Raw genomic sequence first — 19,256 nt, forward strand, 5'->3', positions numbered from 1 at the left:
GCCGATGAGTGTTCCCGAAGCGGTCAAGGAGCGGCTGATCCAGCTACGCCAGGAGATCGAGCAGCACAATCGCCGCTACTACCAGTTGGATGAGCCCGCCGTTAGCGACGCCGAATACGACGCGCTGCAGCGCGAGTTGCGGGAACTGGAGCAGCAATATCCCGAACTCCTGACGCCGGACTCACCGAGCCAGCGGGTCGGCGCGGCGCCGATATCCGCCTTCGCGGCGGTGCGACACGAAGTACCGATGCTGTCCCTGGACAACGCCTTCGACGATGAAGACGTGCAGGCTTTCGACCGCCGAATTCGCGAGAAACTGGAACGCGAGTCGGTGGAGTATGTGGCCGAACCCAAACTGGACGGTCTCGCCGTCAGCCTTCTTTATGAAGACGGTCTGCTGGTGCGCGGCGCCACCCGTGGCGACGGCCATGCAGGTGAGGATGTGACCCATACCGTTCGCACCGTGCGCGATATTCCCCTGAAGCTCAAGGGCAGTGGCTACCCTGGGCGCTTTGAAGTGCGTGGCGAGGTTTTTATGCCCAAGGAGGGTTTCCAGGCCATGAACCGCCGTGCCCTGGAGGCGGGCGAGAAGGTCTTCGTCAATCCGCGCAATGCCGCCGCGGGCAGTCTCCGGCAGCTTGACCCAAGGATCTCGGCTGCTCGTCCGCTGGCGTTCCTGTGCTATGGCTACGGCGTGTTTCCCAAGTCTGCCTTGCCAGCCAGCCAGCAGGACATCATTGCCCGTTTCGGTGAATGGGGGCTTCCCGTCTCTCCGGAATTGCGGGTGGTCAAGGGGGCGGAAGGCTGCCTCACCTACTACCGGGAATTGCTGGCCAGGCGACATCAACTGCCCTACGAGATCGATGGCGTGGTCTACAAGCTGAGCCGCTTCGACTGGCAGGAGGAGTTGGGCTTCGTGGCCCGCGCGCCGCGTTGGGCGATCGCGCACAAGTTCCCGGCGGAAGAGATGACCACAACCGTTCTCGCCATCGAAGTGCAGGTCGGGCGGACCGGCGCCTTGACGCCGGTGGCGCGGCTGCAGCCTGTCTTCGTCGGCGGCGTCACGGTCACGAATGCCACCTTGCACAATGCCGACGAGGTCAAACGCAAGGATATCCGGGTGGGCGATGCCGTGGTCGTGCGCCGGGCTGGCGATGTGATTCCCGAAATCGTCAAGAGCATCCCCGAGAAGCGGCCGGCTGACGCCGAGGAGTTCGTCATGCCGGGCCACTGTCCCGTTTGCGGCTCGGAGGTCGAATGCCTGCCCGAGGAGACCATCGTCCGCTGCAGTGGTGGCTTGTTCTGTCCCGCGCAGCACAAGGAGGCCATCAAGCATTTCGCCTCGCGCCGCGCGCTGGATATCGAGGGCTTGGGCGACAAGCTGGTGGATCAGTTGTTGGAAAAGCACCTTGTCAGCGACGTCGCCGACTTGTTTGCGCTAACGGCGGAGCAGTTGGCCGGCCTTGACCGCATGGGGCAGAAGTCTGCGGAAAATCTCATTGCCGCTTTGGAAAAGAGCAAGCGTACGAGCTTGCCGCGTTTTCTATACGCGTTGGGGATACGCGAAGTTGGCGAGGTAACGGCGGCCAACCTGGCCACCCACTTGGGAAGCCTGGATGCTCTCAAGGCGGCGGATGAAGAGCGGCTGCAGGCCATTCCCGATGTCGGGCCAACCATGGCCCGCCACATCGCCACCTTCTTCCGCCAGTCACACAATCTCGAGGTAATACGCAAACTCCTTGACGCCGGCATCGCCTGGGAAGAGTGCGAGCCGCCGAAACTCGAGTCACAGGTGTTGCTAGGCAAGGTGTTCGTTTTGACCGGTACCCTAGCAGAGCTTACCCGCGACGAGGCCAAGTCAAGGCTGCAGGCCCTGGGCGCGAAAGTCACGGGCAGTGTCTCCAAGAAGACCGATTTTGTCGTGGCTGGCGCCGAGCCTGGTTCCAAACTCGACAAGGCTCGGGAACTGGGTGTCGAAGTGATCGACGAGGCAGTTTTGCTGAAGATGTTTTCAGGCGACTTGCCGGAGGGCGGGACCTGACCGGCACCCTTGCAGATTTTGGCGCAACACCGTGACGCAAGCGGGACGATGCATCGGGCATTCCATCAATATGCTGGGAATTCCAACCAGCCTCCTTGCCAGCGTTGAATTCAACGAAAATCCGGTGCCACTGCACATCCACGGCACTCGTGAGGCCAACAGCAGTTTTTTTTCCATGTTGGCCAAGGTTCCAAGTCTAAGTCGGGCTGGGGTTGTCTTTCAGGATTACATGAGCCTGCTGTTCGGGTTCGAGGAAGAACAGCGACAAGGTACCGATGCTTCGGGGCGTCGCCGCTTCCGCAGTAGTTACCTCCGTTTGCTCCAGGATTGGGGCTTTGATTCCAATCACCCACAGGGTGCGGTTCTCAAGGGTTGGGTCGAAAGTCGTTTTGGCATTTTTCCAACCTACCACAAGTCACCGCTGGAAGGTTTGCTCACTCCGGCATGGATGGAATACTTGGAGGAGAAGATGACCAGTCGCTATCACAACAACTGCATCTTCCTGCAATTGGACCTGCTCTTTGAGTTCTGCCAATTTGCGCTAGAACGCTTTGTCGCGCCTGGAAGTCGGCACCTGCGTTTGTTTCGTGGCGTCGACCGGCTCGATGAGCTGAGATTGGGGAATTCAGGCATTAGGCAAGGTGTGGCGCGGCTGAATAATGTCGTTTCGTTTACCGACAGCCGCGAGATGGCGGGGCAGTTCGGTTCCTACATCATCGAAACGCGAGTGCCGCTGGTCAAGATTCTATTTTTCAATGAGCTGCTGGTCTGTCACCCATTGCGCGGTGAGGCGGAGTATCTGGCGATCGGGGGCGACTATCAGGTAAGGATAAGTTCCTGACGCAACTTCCCGTCTCGAATCAGCGGGATGAGCCAACGTAGCCGTCGGTATTCTTCTCGACCCAGCGCTGCTCACCGGTGGGCAAGGTTTCTCGTTTCCAGAACGGGGCCCGTGCTTTCAGTTCCTCCATGATCTTGCGACAGGCGTCAAACGCCGGTCCACGGTGGGAGGACCATACCGCCACCAGGACAATCGATTCTCCCGGGGAAATGTCGCCGACGCGGTGAACCAGCAGACAATCCATATCAGGCCATTTGGCCAATTCGCTTTCGACGATACGCTCCAGGCACTTTTCCGTCATCCCGGGGTAGTATTCGAGGGTCATGTTGGCGACAGCCGTGCCGTCATTGAAATCACGCATGGTACCTACGAAACTCGCGGTTGCGCCGAACTGGAAATTCCCAGGGAGCCTCCCGGACTGGTAGCGCTCGAGTTCATGGTAGGCGTCGAATGGCGCCGCGCGCAGGCTGACCAGCATCCTAACCTCCCGTCACAGGGGGGAAGAACGCAACCTCGTCCCCGTCGCGCACCGGCGCGTCCGGGCTCGCATATTCCATGTTGACCGCACACAACAGGCGCGCGAGGGGTACATCTTCGCCGCGGACTCGCGCCCAGACGGCGGAGACCGTGGTGCTTGCTCCCTCATCCAGGTTCAGGATTTCCTCATGTTTGCCCATGGCATCCTGCAGACTTGCAAAGTAGCGTACTTTGATTGGCATTGATGTGCTTTGGAACTGAAGGTAACAAAAAACCCCTCCTTCCCACGGTAAGGAGGGGGGGCGGTGCAGTTGATCAAACCTGCGGTTCCGCCTTCTTCACAGGGTTCTTCAAAGTGTTCATCAACGCGGACAAGGCACGGTCCATCAAAGGAACCGTCGCTCCCTCGACCACGCGGGCGGCGCCGATCCGGAAGCGCCTCGCCAGTTCGCCCAAGCTCATTTCGGCGACCTTTACGCCCTTCCGGTTGACGAACACATAGAGCGAAGTCACCTGGCTTTTCCAGGAAAGCTTAGCGCGCGAACTCTTGTTCGAGCTTTCGTCCACAAACTCCACCCACTCGCCGATGTTGAGCGACCGGGCCTTGCAGTCGAACTCGTCGTTGCCGACGCTGAAATCGCGCAGGCTCTCCAGCACGATCTCTTCCGAGTTTGGGTGGTTGCCGCCGATCTCTAATGCATCAAGGTTGTCGATGTCTGGCAGATTGGCGCGGATTTCACGGATAGCCTCGGCAAGTTCCGGGTCGCGGATCGTGATTTCCAGCCCACTGTCCGTTTCCTTCCTCGGTTTCGTTAGCGGCTGGGGCGCGGCACGCAGAGCCTCTCGATGGACTTCTTCCAAATCCTGGATCAGAGCTCTGCCACGCAACGAGTCGAACGAGATACCATCTAGACCTGCGGTCAGTGATTTGACCAGACCCGGAATGGCTGCCAGCAGTTCACGACGGCCTTTGTCATCGACCGGAGGCGTCACGCTCCATAACAGCTTGTCCATGACCGCCAGGCCATGTTCCCAATCTTCACCACCCTTGTCTTTGCGCAGGTAAGCCAGGACGAGGACATCGTTCCATGCGTTGAGGAGAAAGGCCTTTACCGGTTGCGCAACCTCGCGTTGGCGCAGCCTGGATTCGATTTCATAGGCGACCATGCGTTTGGCCAGGCGCAATTGCTCCTTGCTTTGAGTCGACTGCCGCGTCCTTTCCTCCAGCACAGAACTTCGCTGGGATTCCTTGCCTACGAACTCGGTGAACTCCTCCAGCAACTCCGCAAACAGGTCTACGTTCTGGTCGAATTCCCCTAGTACCCGACCGACGACCTGTTCAATCTTGAGAAAGACAGGGTTCTCGCTGTCCGCAACATCGAGGGCGATCCCGGCTTGGGAAAGGCAATTCAGCAGTATGCGCGCCGGATGATTCTTCTTGGCGAAGAAGGACTTGTCCAGAATCGCCACCTTAACCAAGGGAATTTGCAGTCGCGCGATTAGCGCCTTCACCGGGTCAGGAAGGTTCCGGTCCTCCAAAATGAAATCGAAGATCATCGCCACCATGTCAATGATGTCTTCTTCCAGCCTCCCCAAAGGCCGGTTCGAGCTATCCGGTGCAATCCTGCCCAGCTGGTTTGCCACATACAGCTTGAGCCCTTCCCCGGTGATGCCTTCACCGCCCACGTTGGGCAGCAGCGAGGGTTGCTGAAGCAGGCTCAGGGCGTTGAGCACCTCACCCGCTTCACAGGCGGTTTCGCCGGGCAGCAGTCCCGCCGCCTGAGCCGGTAAGCCCAGTTGTTGCCTCCATCCGTCCAACAGCGATTGCATGGCGTGAAACGCTTCGATATAGACCGCTGCGTCGCTGGGGTCGTTCTCCTCCAGCGCGCGGCCAATCTTTTGCGCTGCCTGATCCAACTCGTTCCGGGTTGCGGGCGAGACAAGGCCGCCCTGGCGTTTGAAGTTCTTGGCAATGGAAGGGAGCACACCTTCATTGGCCAGGTAGGCGTTCATGTCCTGATAGGCATTGCCGAAGGCATTCAGCACCTGATGCTCAAAAAGTTTGTAGATCAGCAGCTTAACTTTAAGCTCCAGAAGCTGTGGCTTCATGACGGACTCAAAGCCACGGCACAGGACAGTTGGTGAAACCGGGTTCAACTCGGCTGCCACTTCGTCCCTGCCAAGAAAGCTGCCGAAACGCTTGCCCAGGGCAAACAACTCGCGATGAAAGAGGGTGTTGCCCTTTTCGATCATGGATGTGATCGCCAGATTTTCTTCCAGGATCTCATCGTCTACTAGGGCAAAGTCGTCTTCGCCCCCGAGCAGGCCGGCTCCATCCTTGGGCGAGACCGCTTTAACCGGCTTGGAGCGCCAGAATTCGTCATAACGCTGCGAAAGTTCCTCGATATAACGCGTGGTGAGGTTATCCCTTTCTCGCCTGATATAGCGCATGGCCTCGAAATAGAGCGACTGAGTGGCGCTGTTCTCCGCCTTGTCGGACATCTTGAACAACTCGTCGTCCACTTTGGCGAAGAAGGCCTGCATCAGCTCGTGGGACTGATCCGTCAGGATGGTGCGGCATTCCGCAATCAGGCGTGTTTGGTCGTTGCGCCGATGCACATCCTTATGTTTGTTGTGCATCGCGTCAAAAGCGACGACATTGGATTCTAGGGCAGCCATGGCATATCTCCTGGCATCAAGGGTCAGCATTTCCAGCCGAGATTCGGGGTTCTACGTGCAAGGCTACACGAGTTGCCTCCACGCATTGAGTGAAGTCCACCGCAAAATCCTGATGCCACCCGAGAGGCCGGGTTGACCCGCCAAACTCAATCGTAATGCACTAACGCATAGGGCAACGAAGGCTCCCTTCCCGATGCAAGATCGGTCAGGAATTTCCAGAAGGTGTCAGCCGATGGTGGGCAGCCGGGCAGAAAGTAATCCACTTTCACGACCTCGTGCACCGGGTGAACCTTGTTCAGGAGTAGCGGCAACTCGGGATCGTTGGGGATCTGCGGATTGTCTACGCCGACACCGTCCAGATAAGCCTCCTGCAAACATTCCTCCAGTGGGATGTGGTTGCGCATCGCCGGTATGCCGCCATTGATGGCGCAAGCCCCGACCGCTACGAGGATCTTGCAGTGCTTGCGGAACTCCCGAAGGGTGTGCACATTCTCTGCATTACAGAGTCCGCCCTCGATCAGTCCGATATCCACCTGCTCGCTGCAGTGCTTGATGTCGGTGATGGGCGAACGGTCGAAATCGGCCACTTCCGCCAGTTCCAGCAGTCGCTCGTCGATGTCCAGGAACGACATATGGCATCCGAAGCACCCGGCCAGGGAGGTGGTCGCCACTTTCAGTTTATCCGCCATTTTACTCTCCCGCCTCGCTGGCTTCCCGCTCAAGACTCCAGTCGCTGATTTCCTGTCCGTCGAAGATGCGCTTGCCGATGGGCACTTCAAAACCGTGCCGTTTGACGATGATGGCTCCCACCGGGCATACCTGCGCGGCCTTGTCGGTCGCGGCCATTGCCGTGTCTTTCAGCAGGCCCGAATCGGAATTCACCACCAGATGGCTGGCGATGCCACGCCCCGATAGGCCGAACACGTTCTTGCCGTCCACGTCGCGGCTGGCCCGGACGCAGAGTTCGCAGAGGATGCAGCGGTCACGGTCCAGCAAGATGTCCGGGTGGGAGGCGTCCACGCACCTTTGGGGATAAAAGTGCGGGAAATGGCCGTCCAGCATATTCAGGAAATAGCCCACCGCCTGGAGTTGGCAATTGCCGCTCTTCTCGCAGGAAGGGCAGAAATGATTGCCTTCAACGAAGAGCATCTGGGTGATGGTCCTGCGGGTGTCGTTCAGTTCCTTGGTGTCGTTCAGCACTTGCTGGCCGTCCGTCGCGGGGAAGGTGCAGGCCGAGCAATTGCGGCCGTTGACCTTCACCGTGCACAGCTTGCAACTGCCATGCGGGGTGAATTCCGGGTTGTGGCACAAGTGCGGAATGTAGACGCCGGCCCGGGTCGCCGCCTCCATGATGGTGTCACCTTCTTCGAAGGGAACCGCCTTGCCGTCTATTTCGATCTTCATGCCACTCATACGCCCTCCTGCTCCAGATGCGCGAAGGCGTCGTCGCGCCCCGTCATCCGCCGTGAAATCTCAAGTTCGCCATCCAGATCGAAGCCGGGTTCGAAACTGATTTCCTTGAGCCGCTGTTCGTAGAGTTCAGGGAAGCGCTCCAGCGTGGAAAGGATAGGGTTCGCGGCCGTTTGCCCCAGTCCGCAGTGGCTGGCGCTTTTCACCAAGTTGCTCAGGCGCGTCAGTTCCACCAGATCGCCCGCGGTGCCATGGCCGCCGCAAATCTTGTCCACTTCCTTGCGCAGCAGGCTGGTGCCTACGCGGCAGGGCGTGCAAAAGCCACAGCTCTCGTGGGCGAAGAAATGGGCGAAGTTACGCACCACTTCCAGCACGTCGCGGCTCTGGTTGAAGATCATGAACGAGCCGCCGGTGGCGAGATCTTCAAAGGCCAGCTTGCGGTCGAACTCCCGCGCGGAAATGAAGGTGCCCGAAGGGCCGCCGACCTGTACGCCCAAGGTATCGCTGGCGCCACAATCGCGCAGGATCTCGGCGATGGTGACGCCGAAGTCGTACTCGTAAATGCCGGGTCGGGCACAGTCGCCGCAGATGCTCAGGATCTTGCTGCCGGCGGACTTGGCGGTGCCGTGGCTTGCGAACCAGGCGCCTCCACGCAGCGCAATGGCGGCGGCAGCGGCATAGGTTTCGACATTGTTGACGACCGTGGGCTTACCCAGATAGCCGTGAGTCACGGGGTAAGGCGGGCGATTGCGGGGCACGCCCCGCTTGCCCTCGAGGGATTCGATCAGCGCGGACTCCTCGCCACAGATATAGGCGCCCGCGCCCAGGTGAATGTCGATGTCGAAGTCAAAACCGCTCTGGCCCAGGATGCCCTTGCCCAGCAGATTTAGACGGCGCCGCTCCGCGAGTACCTTTTGCAGATGCGGCACGAGATAGAGGTATTCCCCGCGCAGATACAGGAAGCCCTGGCGCGCGCCGATGATGGCGGCGCATAAGGTCATGCCTTCGAACACCTGATGCGCATGGCTTTGCAGCAGCACCCGATCCTTGAAGGTGCCGGGCTCGCCTTCGTCGGCATTGCACACTACGAAGCGCTCCAGTTCCTTGCGCTTGTCCACCGGGCACTCCGCCAGTTCTTCCGGGCCTTCGAAACAGAACTTCCATTTCCAGGCGGTCTGGAATCCGGCGCCGCCGCGTCCGCGCAAGCCTGATTTTTCGATTTCCGCAAAGGTGGACTCGATACCCCGCATCATGGACCACTTCAGGGCTGATCCAGGCGCCACAGGCTCCTTAAGCAGTAGTCCGGGGCGGCGCACATTGTCTTTGACCTGGAAAAACTCTCGCGGCCAAATCTCAAGCGGCGCTTCCTGCTCGATCAGGGCGGCAATCTTCGCGATGCGGGCGCTGTCCAGTCGGCTGATCGCCATGCCGTTGACCAGACCGGCCGGCCCCTGGTCGCAAAGGCCGGAGCAGGACGTGAAGTCCACGCTCACCTTGCCGTCGGACCGGGTCTGCCCGGGCTTGATGCCCAGCCGCTCGCACAACTGCTGCATGAGTTCCCGACTGCCCAGCATGTGATCGCTGATCGAATCACTGATCAGGACGTGGTAACGGCCCTGAGGCTCGGTGGAGAGGAAACTGTAGAATTCGGTGACCGCCAGCACGCGCGAGATGGGCACTTCCAGTCTATCGGCGATGAGACCCCGCACGGCGGGAGGAACGTGGCGGAAGTGCGCCTGAATGTCCCGGAGTATTTGCAAGAGGCGTGTTTCCTGAAAGCTGTGCCGTTCCAGGATGCCCAACACGAATTCCTGTTCTGCCTCGGTGAGAGTCATAGTCTGCTCCAGGTGGTTTCTCCCGCAGGATTCTACCGCGTAAACCGGCGCCATGAACGGGGGCCGGGGACTTTTTAGATGGCGGCCAGGTGCCGCTGCCGCCTAAGCCAAGTTTAGCGCGAGTCGCTCCGGGCAGGGCCGTGTGCCTGTAGAATGGCGCGGATAGTTCGCGATACGACCGTCATCGTTTCCACCGGCCCCACCTGCATGCTTCGAAATCCGCCACTTGCCCTCTACATTCATATCCCCTGGTGCGTGCGCAAGTGCCCCTACTGCGATTTCAACTCCCACGCAGGCGATGGTGCCCTGCCCGAGGAAGCCTATGTGGCCGCGTTGCTTGCGGATCTGGAGCAAGACCTTCCCCTGGCGGTGGGGCGCAGCCTCAGCACGCTCTTTATAGGCGGCGGCACGCCCAGCCTGTTCAGCGCCGAGGCCATCGCGCGCTTGCTGGAAGGCATTGCCGAGCGAATCGACATCGCCGACGACGTTGAGATCACTTTGGAAGCCAATCCGGGCACGGTGGACGAAAGCCGTTTCATAGGGTTCCGTCGGGCCGGCGTAAACCGGCTCTCCATCGGCATCCAGAGCTTCAATGATGCGCATCTTGCTCGGTTGGGGCGCATCCACGATGCCGCCGCCGCTGTGCGGGCCGCGCAGGCGGCGAGGAGCGCGGGTTTCGATAACTTCAACCTGGACCTGATGTTCGGCTTGCCCGGGCAGGGCGTCGCCGAAGCCTTGGCGGATGTGCAAACGGCCATAGGCCTGAGCCCAAGCCACATCTCGTTCTACCAACTGACCCTGGAGCCGAATACTTGGTTCCACCGGCACCCGCCAGCACTGCCAGAAGATGAGGTCATCTGGGAAGCGCAGCGGGCTTGCCAAGCCATGCTCGCCGAGCATGGCTATGCGCAGTACGAGGTTTCCGCCTACGCGCTAGATGGCCGAAGGTGCCGGCACAACCTCAACTACTGGCGCTTTGGCGATTACCTGGGCATAGGCGCCGGGGCCCACGGCAAGATCACGGATGCCGAACGCGGCACTATCGCCCGCCGCTGGAAGCAGAGGCATCCCAAACGCTATCTGGAAACCGCGGGCACACCTGAGTGTATAGGTGAACACATGGTGATCGCTCCCGGCGAACTGCCTTTGGAGTTTCTCATGAACCATCTGCGCTTAAGGGAAGGGTTCCGTTTGGCAGATTTTTCCTTGAGCACCGGGCTGGCTGCCGATGTGCTGGACCCAGGCATCCAGGCATGCGGCGAGGCCGGATTGCTGCATGCGGCGGACGGCCACATCCGCTGCACAGACAAGGGCTGGAATTTCCTGGATAATGTGCTGGAACATTTCATGTCTGAACATTCTTAGCCCGATCCCCATGTCCGCAATTCCCGCCCTAGGCCAGGCGCCGGCAGCCCAGCCGGCAGATGAGGTTGCGCGCGTATCGCTGGCGTCCTTGATCAACCTGAGCCAATCGGCCGCCGGCCTGCATTTCCGGCATCGGGGCGTGCGTTCATCGCAGGGCGGTAATTATCTGTCCAGCTTCAAGGGGCGTGGCATGGAGTTCGATGAGACCCGGCCGTACACGCCGGGCGACGATATCCGCAACATGGACTGGCGCGTGACCGCCCGCACGGGCAAGACCCACACCAAGCTGTTCCGCGAGGAGCGCGAACGACCGGTGTTCATCTCGGTGGACGCGCGCGCCAGCATGTTCTTCGCCACTCGCGGCAGTTTCAAGTCGGTGCTGGCGGCGCGCATGGCGGCGCTGGTGGCCTGGAGCACCGTGCAGCACGGCGACCGCGTCGGCGGTCAGGTCTTCGCCGAGGACGGCAGCCGCGAAATCAAGCCCGAACATGGCAGGCGCACCGTCCTGCGCTTGCTGCAGATGCTGGCCGCGCTGGATCCGGCGGATGGCGCGTCCGCGCATGCGCCGCACACCCTGGACGATGCCATGGCGCGCTTGTTCCGGCATGCCCGCCCCGGCAGCCTGGTGTTCGTATTCAGCGACTTCCGACAGCTCTCCCCCAGTGGGGAAGCCAGCCTGATCCGCCTCAGCCGCCACTGCGATCTGGCGCTGGGTTTTGTCAGCGATCGCCTGGAGCGCCAACTGCCGGACACAGGGCGATTGCGCTTCGCCTACGGTGAGCGCGAGCTGTTCCTGGACGCGACGCCCGCCGCGGCGGCCGCCCATGCGCAGGCCTTCGAGGCGCGGCTGGAACGGGTGCAGACCCTGGCGCGCCAGCACCAGATCCGCTTCCTGAACTGCGACACGGCGGCCGATCCCGTATCCATCCTGCGGGGCAGCCCCCCGCCAACTGTCCACACGGCATGAATCCGGAACTGCCGCTGCGCGATATTCATCTGCCGCCCGCCGTGGGCTGGTGGCCGCTGGCGCCTGGCTGGTATGCCCTGGCTGTGGGCATTCTGGCACTGCTCCTGCTCGGCTGGTGGCTCTGGCGGCGGCTTCGGCGGGTAACCGTGGTCAAGGCGACCCTGCGCCAACTCGACGCCATCGCCGCCCGCCAGCAAGCGCCTGTCGAACAGGTGCGGGAACTGGCCCTTGTATTGCGCCGGGCTTGCCTGAGCGCCTACCCGCGGGAGGATGTGGCTGGACTCACGGGCGAGGAATGGCTGCGCTTTCTCGATCAGTCCCTGCCAGAGCGGCCTTTCAGCGAAGGCCCGGGCCGTTTGTTGCTGGACGCGCCCTACCGCCCGCACTGCGAAGGCGACCTGAACGCCTTGCTGGATGTGTGCCGCACATGGGCAAGGCGCTTGCCGGTAGTCACCCTGGGAAAAGCATGATCCAGTTCGCCTGGCCCTGGCTGTTCCTGCTGTTGCCGCTGCCCTGGCTGGCGCGGCGTCTGTTGCCGCCTGCCGATCTGGGGATGAGTTCCGCCCTGCGTGCGCCGTTTCTGGACGAACTGGACCGGCTTCCCCGCACCGCGCAGACGCTGCGCGTCGACCGCAGGCACGTGCTGTGGGCGGCGGCCCTGGCTTGGCTGCTGCTCGTCGCCGCCAGCGCTCGCCCGCAGTGGCTGGGGGAGCCCATCGAGCAGACCGTGAGCGGCCGCGACCTGATGCTGGCGGTGGATCTATCCGGCAGCATGGAAATCACGGACTTCTTGCTGCAGGGCCGCCAGGTGGACCGGCTCACCGCCACCAAGGCGGTGGCCGGGCAATTCATCGAGCGCCGGGTGGGCGACCGTATCGGGCTGATCCTGTTCGGGGACAAGGCCTATCTGCAGGCACCGCTCACCTTCGACCGCAAGACGGTGCACACCCTTTTGGACGAATCCGCCATCGGCCTGGCCGGAGAAAAGACCGCCATCGGCGATGCCATCGGTCTGGCCATCAAGCGCCTGAAGGACAATCCGGACAAGCAGCGGGTGTTGATCCTGCTCAGCGACGGCGCCAATACCGCCGGGGCCGTTTCTCCGCTGCAGGCGGCGGATCTGGCGGCCAAGGAGGGTCTGAAGATCTACACCATCGGGGTGGGGGCGGACGAGATGGTGGTGCGGGACTTTTTCGGCACGCGCAAGGTCAACCCATCCGAGGACCTGGACGAGGACACCATGACAGCGCTGGCGAGCAAGACCGGCGGGCGTTATTTCCGTGCCCGCGACACCGCCGAACTGGCGGAGATCTACAACCTGCTGGACACCCTGGAGCCGGTGGAGCGCGACCGGCGCTATTTCCGCCCGCACATCGAATTGTTTCCCTGGCCCCTGGGGTGCGCGCTGATGCTGGCCGCGGCCCTCAGCCTGGCGCGAGTCCGCGGGGCGGAGCGGGCGTGAGCGAATTCCATTTTCTCAGGCCTTTGTGGCTGCTGGCCTTGCTGCCCCATGCCTTGCTGTGCTGGCGGATGCTGCGGCGCGGCGGGCGGGCCGGCGCCTGGGAAAACCTGATCGAGCCAGCGCTGCTGCCCCATATCCTGGTGCATCATCGGGTCGGCAGGCGCGGTCGATTCGTCCCTGTGGTCTACGCACTGGGCGGCTTGCTGGGCATCGTTGCCCTGGCCGGGCCGGTATGGGAGCGATTGCCGGCACCCGTCTTCCGCGACGATGCGGCCCTGGTCATCGCCCTGGACCTGTCCCGCACCATGGATGCGGCGGACATCAAGCCCAGCCGCCTGGAGCGCGCGCGCTTCAAGGTGGCCGACATCCTGGCGCAGCGCAAGGACGGGCTGTTCGCCCTGCTGGTTTACTCGGGGGGCGCCTTTACGGTCACCCCGCTCACGGACGATGCCCACACCATCAAGGCGCAGTTGTCCGCCTTGAGTTCGGCCTTGATGCCGGCGCAGGGCAGCCGCGCCGACCTGGCCCTGGATCTCGCCGAACGGCTGCTCAAGCAATCCGGCCTGACCCACGGGGATGTGTTGCTGATCACCAGCGGGGTCAATCTGACCCGGGCCGAGCCCGCGGCGGAACGCCTGGCCGGAGAGGGCTACCGCGTGTCGGTGCTGGGCGCGGGAGGGCTGGAAGGCGCGCCCGTCCCACTGCCCCAGGGCGGGTTCCTGGAAGACACCCAGGGCAATATCATCGTATCCAAGCTGGCCGCTCCCGCGCTGCAGCAGCTGGCCCGGAGCGGACGCGGGTTCTACGAGACCATGACGGCGGAAAACTCGGATATCGCCCAATTGCTGGCCTTCATGTCTCGCAGCGGGAGAGGGGCAGAAGGCGCGGAAGGCCAGACCAAAATGGATCTGTGGGAAGAGCGCGGCCCCTGGCTGCTGCTGCCGCTGCTGCCGCTGGCGGCCCTGGCCTTCCGGCGCGGCTATCTGGCCCTGCTGCTGTGCCTGCTGCCGATGCCGGACCCGGCGCATGCCTTGGAATGGCAGGACCTGTGGCGCACGCCGGACCAGCAGGCGCGGCAGAACTTTGAGGCGGGGGACGCCGCCAAGGCGGCGGAGACCTTTCAGCGCCCTGACTGGAAGGCCGCCGCCCAGTACAAGGCCGGCCAGTTCAAGGAGTCGGTCGCCACCCTGGATGGGCAGTCGGGCGCTCTAGCGCAGTACAACCTGGGCAATGCCCTGGCTCGCCAGGGGCGCTACCCGGAGGCCATCCAGGCCTATGACCGGGCCCTGGCGCAGAATCCCGGCGACGAGGACGCCCGCTATAACAAGGAACTGGTGGAAAAGGCCTTGCAGGAGCAGAAGAAGCAGCAACAGCAGGACCAGAAAGGGCAGGGCAAGGATAAGTCCGACGAAAAGCAGGACGGCAAGGACCAGAAGGATCAGCATTCGCAGCAGGATTCCTCCGAAGAGTCCCAGTCCGGCGACGAGGGCAAGGATCAGAAGCAGCCGGACCCGTCCCAGGAACAGAATGGCAAGGAAAACGAGGGACAGCAGGGGCAGCAGGGGCAGCAGCCGGAACAAGGCAATAAGGAGCGGGAATCCGACCAGCCCCAGACCGGCCAGGGGAAGGAGCAGGACAAGGCCGAACTCCAGGAGCCTGAAAGCCGAGGCGAGTCCAACTCGCGTCCCAATGAGGAGCAGCAGGCCAGCGAACAGTGGCTGCGGCGCATTCCCGATGACCCGGGCGGCCTGTTGAAGCGCAAGTTCTATTACCAGTATCAGCAGCGGCAAGGCCAAGGCAGGGGCCGACAACCATGATGCACACCTTCTCCCGAGGTTGGATTCAACTCCTCCACGATGGATGGACCTGGCGCGCCGTCGCGCTGATCTGTCTGTTCGCGCTGTTCGGTTCGGCGGCCCAGGCGGCCAGTATCCGTGTGGCCCCGGACCGCAATCCGGTCTCCCTGAACGAGTCCTTCAATCTGGTGTTCACCGCCACGGAGAAGCCCGACGACGACCCGGATTTCTCGCCCCTGGAGAAGGACTTCAAGATTCTGAGCCAGGGGCAGAGCAGCCAGATGTCCATCGACAACGGGCATTTCAGCCGCACCACCGAGTGGACCTTGACCCTGATGCCCAAGCAGGCGGGCACGTTCACCCTTCCGCCCATCGCTTTCGGCAGCGACCACAGCGAGCAGACGGTCATCACCGTGCAAGCCGGATCAGAGGAAACCGCAGCCGGAAGCGGAAGCACGGCGCCGGGTGAAGTGCTGCTGGAGGTGCAGGCCGAGCCGCGCAACCCCTATGTGCAGGCCCAGGTGCGCTACACCGTGCGGGTGCTGCGCCGGGTCAATTTCAATGGCGCGGAACTGAGCGAGCCGGTGGTGCACGACGCCCTGGTGGAACGTCTGGGCGAGGACCGCGGCTACCAGGCCGAGCGCGGCGGTCAGCAATACGCCGTGATAGAGCGGCAGTACGCCATCTTCCCGCAGAAAAGCGGCCCGCTGCGCATCGAGCCCTTGACCCTGGAGGCGCAGATTCCATCGGGCGGACGCTCCCGCTTCAACAGTTTCTTCGGGATGGGATCGCGGGTGGCACGCGCCCAGTCCAAGGCCGTGGAACTGAACGTGCGGCCCATTCCCGCCGGGTTCACCGGGCAGCACTGGTTGCCGGCGGAATCGCTGGAACTGACGGAGGCCTGGTCTCAGACACCGCCGCGGACGGAGGCGGGCGAGCCCATCACCCGCACCCTGGCCTTGCGCGCCAAGGGCGCGACGGTAGGCGTCCTGCCCGAACTGGCCCCCAATCTGGAGCGCGCCATCGGCGACCAGGCCAAGCTCTATCCCGATCAGCCCGCCATGAACGAGGAAAAGCGTCCGGATGGGATCATCAGCAGCCGTCAGGAAAAAACCGCCCTATTGCCGGGGAGGGCCGGCAGGATCGCGCTGCCCGCCATCGAGATTCCCTGGTGGAACACCCGGAGCGACCGCATGGAGGTGGCCAGGCTGCCGGAACAAACCCTGACCGTCACCGGCGCCGCCGGCGAACCCGCACCCACCGCGCCGCCGGCCGCAGAGCCTGCGCCCGCGGAGGCTTTTCCCGCGGTTTCCCGGAAGCCGGACGCGGCGAACCCGGCGGTTCCTGCTGCCCAGCTCACAGCCGACCCCTGGTTCTGGAGCACCCTGGTGGCTGCTATCGGCTGGTTGCTTACGGCCCTGTTCTGGCTGCGTGCTCGCCATTCCCCGGCTTCGCCCGCGCAGGACGGCGAGCAGGCGGAGCTTCCGGGGCTTCGGGCCGCCACGCGTGCGGCGAAAGAGGCCTGTGGGACGGGAGATCCGACGCGTGCGCGCGATGCCCTGCTGGTCTGGGCGGCGGCGCGTTGGCCGAAGGATGCGCCAAGCTCCCTGGCCGCATTGGCGCGGCACACCGGCGGCGAGCTGGCTCAAGCAATCGCTGAACTGGAGCGGGCGCTGTACAGCCGTTCCGGCAGCAGCTGGAATGGCGAGACCCTCGGCAAGTTGATCGCTGAGCCACAGCGGGGAGACGCGCAGACTCAGAAGGCGCCGGATCTGGAGCCCTTGTATCGCAGTTGAGGGTTTTCCGCCCCCCGGCGCCGGTTCCGGGCGGCCGGTATGGTATGATTTCGCCCAGTTTCAGCCAGCGCCATCCAGAGTTTTCCAGCATGCAGTACCCCAGTGAATTCGACGTGATCGTGGTCGGCGGCGGCCATGCGGGCACCGAGGCGGCCCTGGCGGCGGCGCGCGCGGGCGCGAGCACCCTGTTGCTGACGCAGAACATCGAAACCCTCGGTCAGATGAGCTGCAATCCCGCCATCGGCGGCATAGGCAAGGGGCATCTGGTCAAGGAGATCGACGCCCTGGGCGGACTCATGGCGTGCGCCATCGACCGCGCCGGCATCCAGTTCCGCATCCTCAACGCCAGCAAGGGGGCGGCGGTACGCGCCACCCGGGCCCAGGCGGACCGCCAGTTGTACAAACAGGTGGTGCGGCATGCCCTGGAAACCCAGCCGAACCTGTTCCTGTTCCAGCAGACCGTCGCCGACCTGATCGTGGAAAATGGCAGCGCGCGCGGCGTGGTGACGCAGATGGGGCTCGCCTTTCGCGCCCGCTGCGTGGTGCTGACGGTGGGCACTTTTCTGGCCGGGCGCATCCACATCGGCCTGGAGAACTACGAAGGCGGCCGCGCCGGCGATGCGCCGTCCAATGCCCTCGCGGCGCGCCTGCGGGAACTGCCGTTCCGGGTGGAACGTCTGAAGACCGGCACGCCGCCGCGCATCGCCAGCGCCAGCATCGATTATGCGGTGATGGCCGAGCAGCCGGGGGATACGCCCACGCCGGTGTTTTCCTTCCTCGGCTCGCGCGAGGAGCATCCGCGCCAGGTGTGCTGCCATATCACCCGCACCAACCCGGGCACCCATGACATCATACGCGGCGGATTGGATCGATCGCCCATGTATTCCGGCGTCATCGAAGGCGTGGGACCGCGTTACTGTCCCTCCATCGAGGACAAGGTGGTGCGCTTTGCTGAGCGCGATTCCCACCAGATCTTCGTTGAACCGGAGGGCCTGGACAGCCGGGAAATCTATCCCAACGGCATTTCCACCAGCCTGCCTTTCGACGTGCAGCTGGCCCTGGTGCGCTCCATCCGGGGTTTCGAACGGGCGCACATCACGCGGCCCGGCTACGCCATCGAATACGATTATTTCGATCCCCGCGATCTCAAGGCGTCGCTGGAGACCAAGCATCTGGACAGCCTATTCTTCGCCGGCCAGATCAATGGCACCACCGGCTACGAGGAGGCGGCGGCGCAAGGCCTGATCGCGGGCCTCAACGCGGCACGCAAGGCGAAGGATCTGGAAGCCTGGTCGCCGGCCCGGGAAGAAGCCTACATCGGAGTGATGATCGACGACCTCATCACCCGGGGTACCGCCGAACCCTATCGCATGTTCACCAGTCGCGCAGAGTACCGCCTGCTGCTGCGGGAAGACAACGCGGACCTGCGCCTCACCGAAATGGGCCGTGAGCTGGGTCTGGTGGATGATGATCGCTGGCGGCGCTTCGAGGACAAGCGCGAGCGCATTGCCCGGCTGCAGGCGGAACTGGACGCCACCTGGGTGAAGCCCAACAGCGGCGCGGCCGAAGCTCTCGGCGGCCAGTTGAGCGCGCCCCTGCAGCGCGAGGCGACCCTCACCGAATTGCTGCGCCGCCCGGAACTGGTCATCGCGGCCCTGGGCGGCATCTGTCCGGCCCTGGACGCCGAGGATGACCCGCAGGTGCTGGAGCAATTGGAAATCCAGGCCAAGTACGCGGGCTATATCGACCGCCAGCAGGACGAGATCGAGCGTTCGCGGCGCTACAACCATTGGCGCCTGCCGGAGCACATGGACTACGGCAACGTGGTGGGCCTGTCCAACGAGGTGCGCGAAAAGCTCAAGCAGCAGCGGCCCGAGACCCTCGGCCAGGCCTCGCGCATACCGGGCGTGACGCCCGCGGCCATTTCCTTGTTGCTGGTGCATCTGAAGAAGAAAAGCGCCTGATGGCACAGGACCTGGATCGCCTGCTCGCGGAGGGGCTGGCGCAGATGGGCGTCGCCGCCGATGCGGGTCAGCGGGAGCGGTTGCTGGTCTTCCTGCAGTTACTGCGCAAATGGAATCGTGTCTATAATCTCACCTCCATCACGGACCCGGCCGACATGGTCAGGCTGCATCTGCTCGACAGCCTGGCGGTCTTGCCGCACCTGAAAGGGTGGCGTGTGCTGGATGTGGGCACGGGGGCGGGTCTGCCGGGCATTCCCCTGGCGCTGTTGGCCGGAGAGAAGGATTTCACCCTGCTGGACGGCAACTCCAAGAAGACGCGCTTCGTGCAGCAGGCCATCATCGAACTGGGCCTTCGCAACGCCCGCGTGGTGCATGCGCGCATCGAGCGCTTCGCCGACCCGGAGGGCTTCGATGTGATACTGGCCCGCGCCTTCGCCAGCCTGCCGGTGATCGTGGAACACACGCGGCGGCTTTTGGCCCCGGGCGGCGTGATCCTTGCGCAGAAGGGCAAATGGGCGGAACAGGACTCACCGACCCCGTTTGCCGTTGAAAGCGTTCCCTTGAAAATTCCCGGAGTGGATGCCGAGCGGCACCTGCTTTCCGTCACCTTGCCAGGATAAAGA

General features: G+C 63.0%; 16 protein-coding genes. 10 read left to right on the forward strand and 6 right to left on the reverse strand.

The features are described from left to right. Nucleotides 1–4: 4 nt before the first annotated feature. Both ligA and EK23_RS08710 read left to right on the forward strand, forming a co-directional pair. Complete coding sequence (gene ligA, locus EK23_RS08705) at nucleotides 5–2,041, forward strand: NAD-dependent DNA ligase LigA (RefSeq protein WP_045224975.1); 2,037 nt, start codon at nucleotides 5–7, stop codon at nucleotides 2,039–2,041. A gap of 31 nt (nucleotides 2,042–2,072) precedes the next feature. Then, nucleotides 2,073–2,882, forward strand: a complete 810-nt coding sequence (locus EK23_RS08710; protein ID WP_045224976.1) for an NAD(+)--dinitrogen-reductase ADP-D-ribosyltransferase — start codon at nucleotides 2,073–2,075, stop codon at nucleotides 2,880–2,882. Between the two features lie 19 nt (nucleotides 2,883–2,901). Here the strand turns inward: EK23_RS08710 and EK23_RS08715 are convergent, their stop codons facing one another. From EK23_RS08715 to EK23_RS08740, 6 genes are all read right to left on the reverse strand, one after another. Further along, nucleotides 2,902–3,360 (reverse strand): molybdenum cofactor biosynthesis protein MoaE, encoded by a 459-nt coding sequence (locus EK23_RS08715; protein ID WP_045224977.1) that lies wholly within the window; start codon nucleotides 3,358–3,360, stop codon nucleotides 2,902–2,904. Nucleotide 3,361: 1 nt separating this feature from the next. Continuing rightward, nucleotides 3,362–3,601 (reverse strand): molybdopterin converting factor subunit 1, encoded by a 240-nt coding sequence (moaD, locus tag EK23_RS08720; protein WP_045224978.1) that lies wholly within the window; start codon nucleotides 3,599–3,601, stop codon nucleotides 3,362–3,364. Nucleotides 3,602–3,674: 73 nt separating this feature from the next. Continuing rightward, nucleotides 3,675–6,038 (reverse strand): DUF1631 domain-containing protein, encoded by a 2,364-nt coding sequence (locus tag EK23_RS08725; protein ID WP_045224979.1) that lies wholly within the window; start codon nucleotides 6,036–6,038, stop codon nucleotides 3,675–3,677. A 146-nt stretch (nucleotides 6,039–6,184) separates the two neighbouring features. After that, complete coding sequence (locus tag EK23_RS08730; RefSeq protein WP_045224980.1) at nucleotides 6,185–6,727, reverse strand: NADH-quinone oxidoreductase subunit B family protein; 543 nt, start codon at nucleotides 6,725–6,727, stop codon at nucleotides 6,185–6,187. A 1-nt stretch (nucleotide 6,728) separates the two neighbouring features. Beyond that, nucleotides 6,729–7,451, reverse strand: a complete 723-nt coding sequence (locus EK23_RS08735) for a 2Fe-2S iron-sulfur cluster-binding protein (protein WP_045224981.1) — start codon at nucleotides 7,449–7,451, stop codon at nucleotides 6,729–6,731. Continuing rightward, complete coding sequence (locus EK23_RS08740; RefSeq protein ID WP_045224982.1) at nucleotides 7,448–9,283, reverse strand: NAD(P)H-dependent oxidoreductase subunit E; 1,836 nt, start codon at nucleotides 9,281–9,283, stop codon at nucleotides 7,448–7,450. The genes EK23_RS08735 and EK23_RS08740 overlap by 4 nt, the downstream gene beginning before the upstream one ends. A gap of 153 nt (nucleotides 9,284–9,436) precedes the next feature. Between EK23_RS08740 and hemW the strand changes: the two genes are divergently transcribed. The 8 genes from hemW (at nucleotide 9,437) to rsmG (ending at nucleotide 19,253) form a co-directional block, all read left to right on the forward strand. Beyond that, nucleotides 9,437–10,648: a radical SAM family heme chaperone HemW gene (hemW, locus tag EK23_RS08745; protein WP_438941137.1), complete on the forward strand. Its 1,212-nt coding sequence runs from the start codon at nucleotides 9,437–9,439 to the stop codon at nucleotides 10,646–10,648. Nucleotides 10,649–10,658: 10 nt separating this feature from the next. Then, nucleotides 10,659–11,615, forward strand: coding sequence for a DUF58 domain-containing protein (locus tag EK23_RS08750; RefSeq protein WP_045224983.1), 957 nt, complete (start codon nucleotides 10,659–10,661; stop codon nucleotides 11,613–11,615). After that, nucleotides 11,612–12,085, forward strand: a complete 474-nt coding sequence (locus EK23_RS08755; protein WP_045224984.1) for a DUF4381 domain-containing protein — start codon at nucleotides 11,612–11,614, stop codon at nucleotides 12,083–12,085. The genes EK23_RS08750 and EK23_RS08755 overlap by 4 nt, the downstream gene beginning before the upstream one ends. After that, on the forward strand, nucleotides 12,082–13,077 hold the full coding sequence (locus EK23_RS08760; RefSeq protein WP_045224985.1) for a vWA domain-containing protein: 996 nt from the start codon (nucleotides 12,082–12,084) through the stop codon (nucleotides 13,075–13,077). The genes EK23_RS08755 and EK23_RS08760 overlap by 4 nt, the downstream gene beginning before the upstream one ends. Further along, nucleotides 13,074–14,894 carry a VWA domain-containing protein gene (locus tag EK23_RS08765; protein WP_045224986.1) on the forward strand — a complete coding sequence of 607 codons (1,821 nt, stop codon included), beginning with the start codon at nucleotides 13,074–13,076 and terminating at the stop codon, nucleotides 14,892–14,894. The genes EK23_RS08760 and EK23_RS08765 overlap by 4 nt, the downstream gene beginning before the upstream one ends. Then, entirely contained in the window at nucleotides 14,891–16,669 is a 1,779-nt protein-coding gene (locus EK23_RS08770; protein WP_082054055.1) for a BatD family protein, read from the forward strand. The genes EK23_RS08765 and EK23_RS08770 overlap by 4 nt, the downstream gene beginning before the upstream one ends. Nucleotides 16,670–16,758: 89 nt before the next feature. After that, a complete protein-coding gene (gene mnmG / locus EK23_RS08775) occupies nucleotides 16,759–18,633 on the forward strand; it encodes a tRNA uridine-5-carboxymethylaminomethyl(34) synthesis enzyme MnmG (RefSeq protein WP_045225128.1) in 1,875 nt (624 codons plus the stop codon). After that, nucleotides 18,633–19,253: a 16S rRNA (guanine(527)-N(7))-methyltransferase RsmG gene (rsmG, locus tag EK23_RS08780; protein WP_045224988.1), complete on the forward strand. Its 621-nt coding sequence runs from the start codon at nucleotides 18,633–18,635 to the stop codon at nucleotides 19,251–19,253. Before mnmG ends, rsmG begins: the two co-directional genes overlap by 1 nt. Nucleotides 19,254–19,256: the final 3 nt, after the last annotated feature.

This window comes from Methyloterricola oryzae, from assembly GCF_000934725.1.
Classification (GTDB): domain Bacteria; phylum Pseudomonadota; class Gammaproteobacteria; order Methylococcales; family Methylococcaceae; genus Methyloterricola; species Methyloterricola oryzae.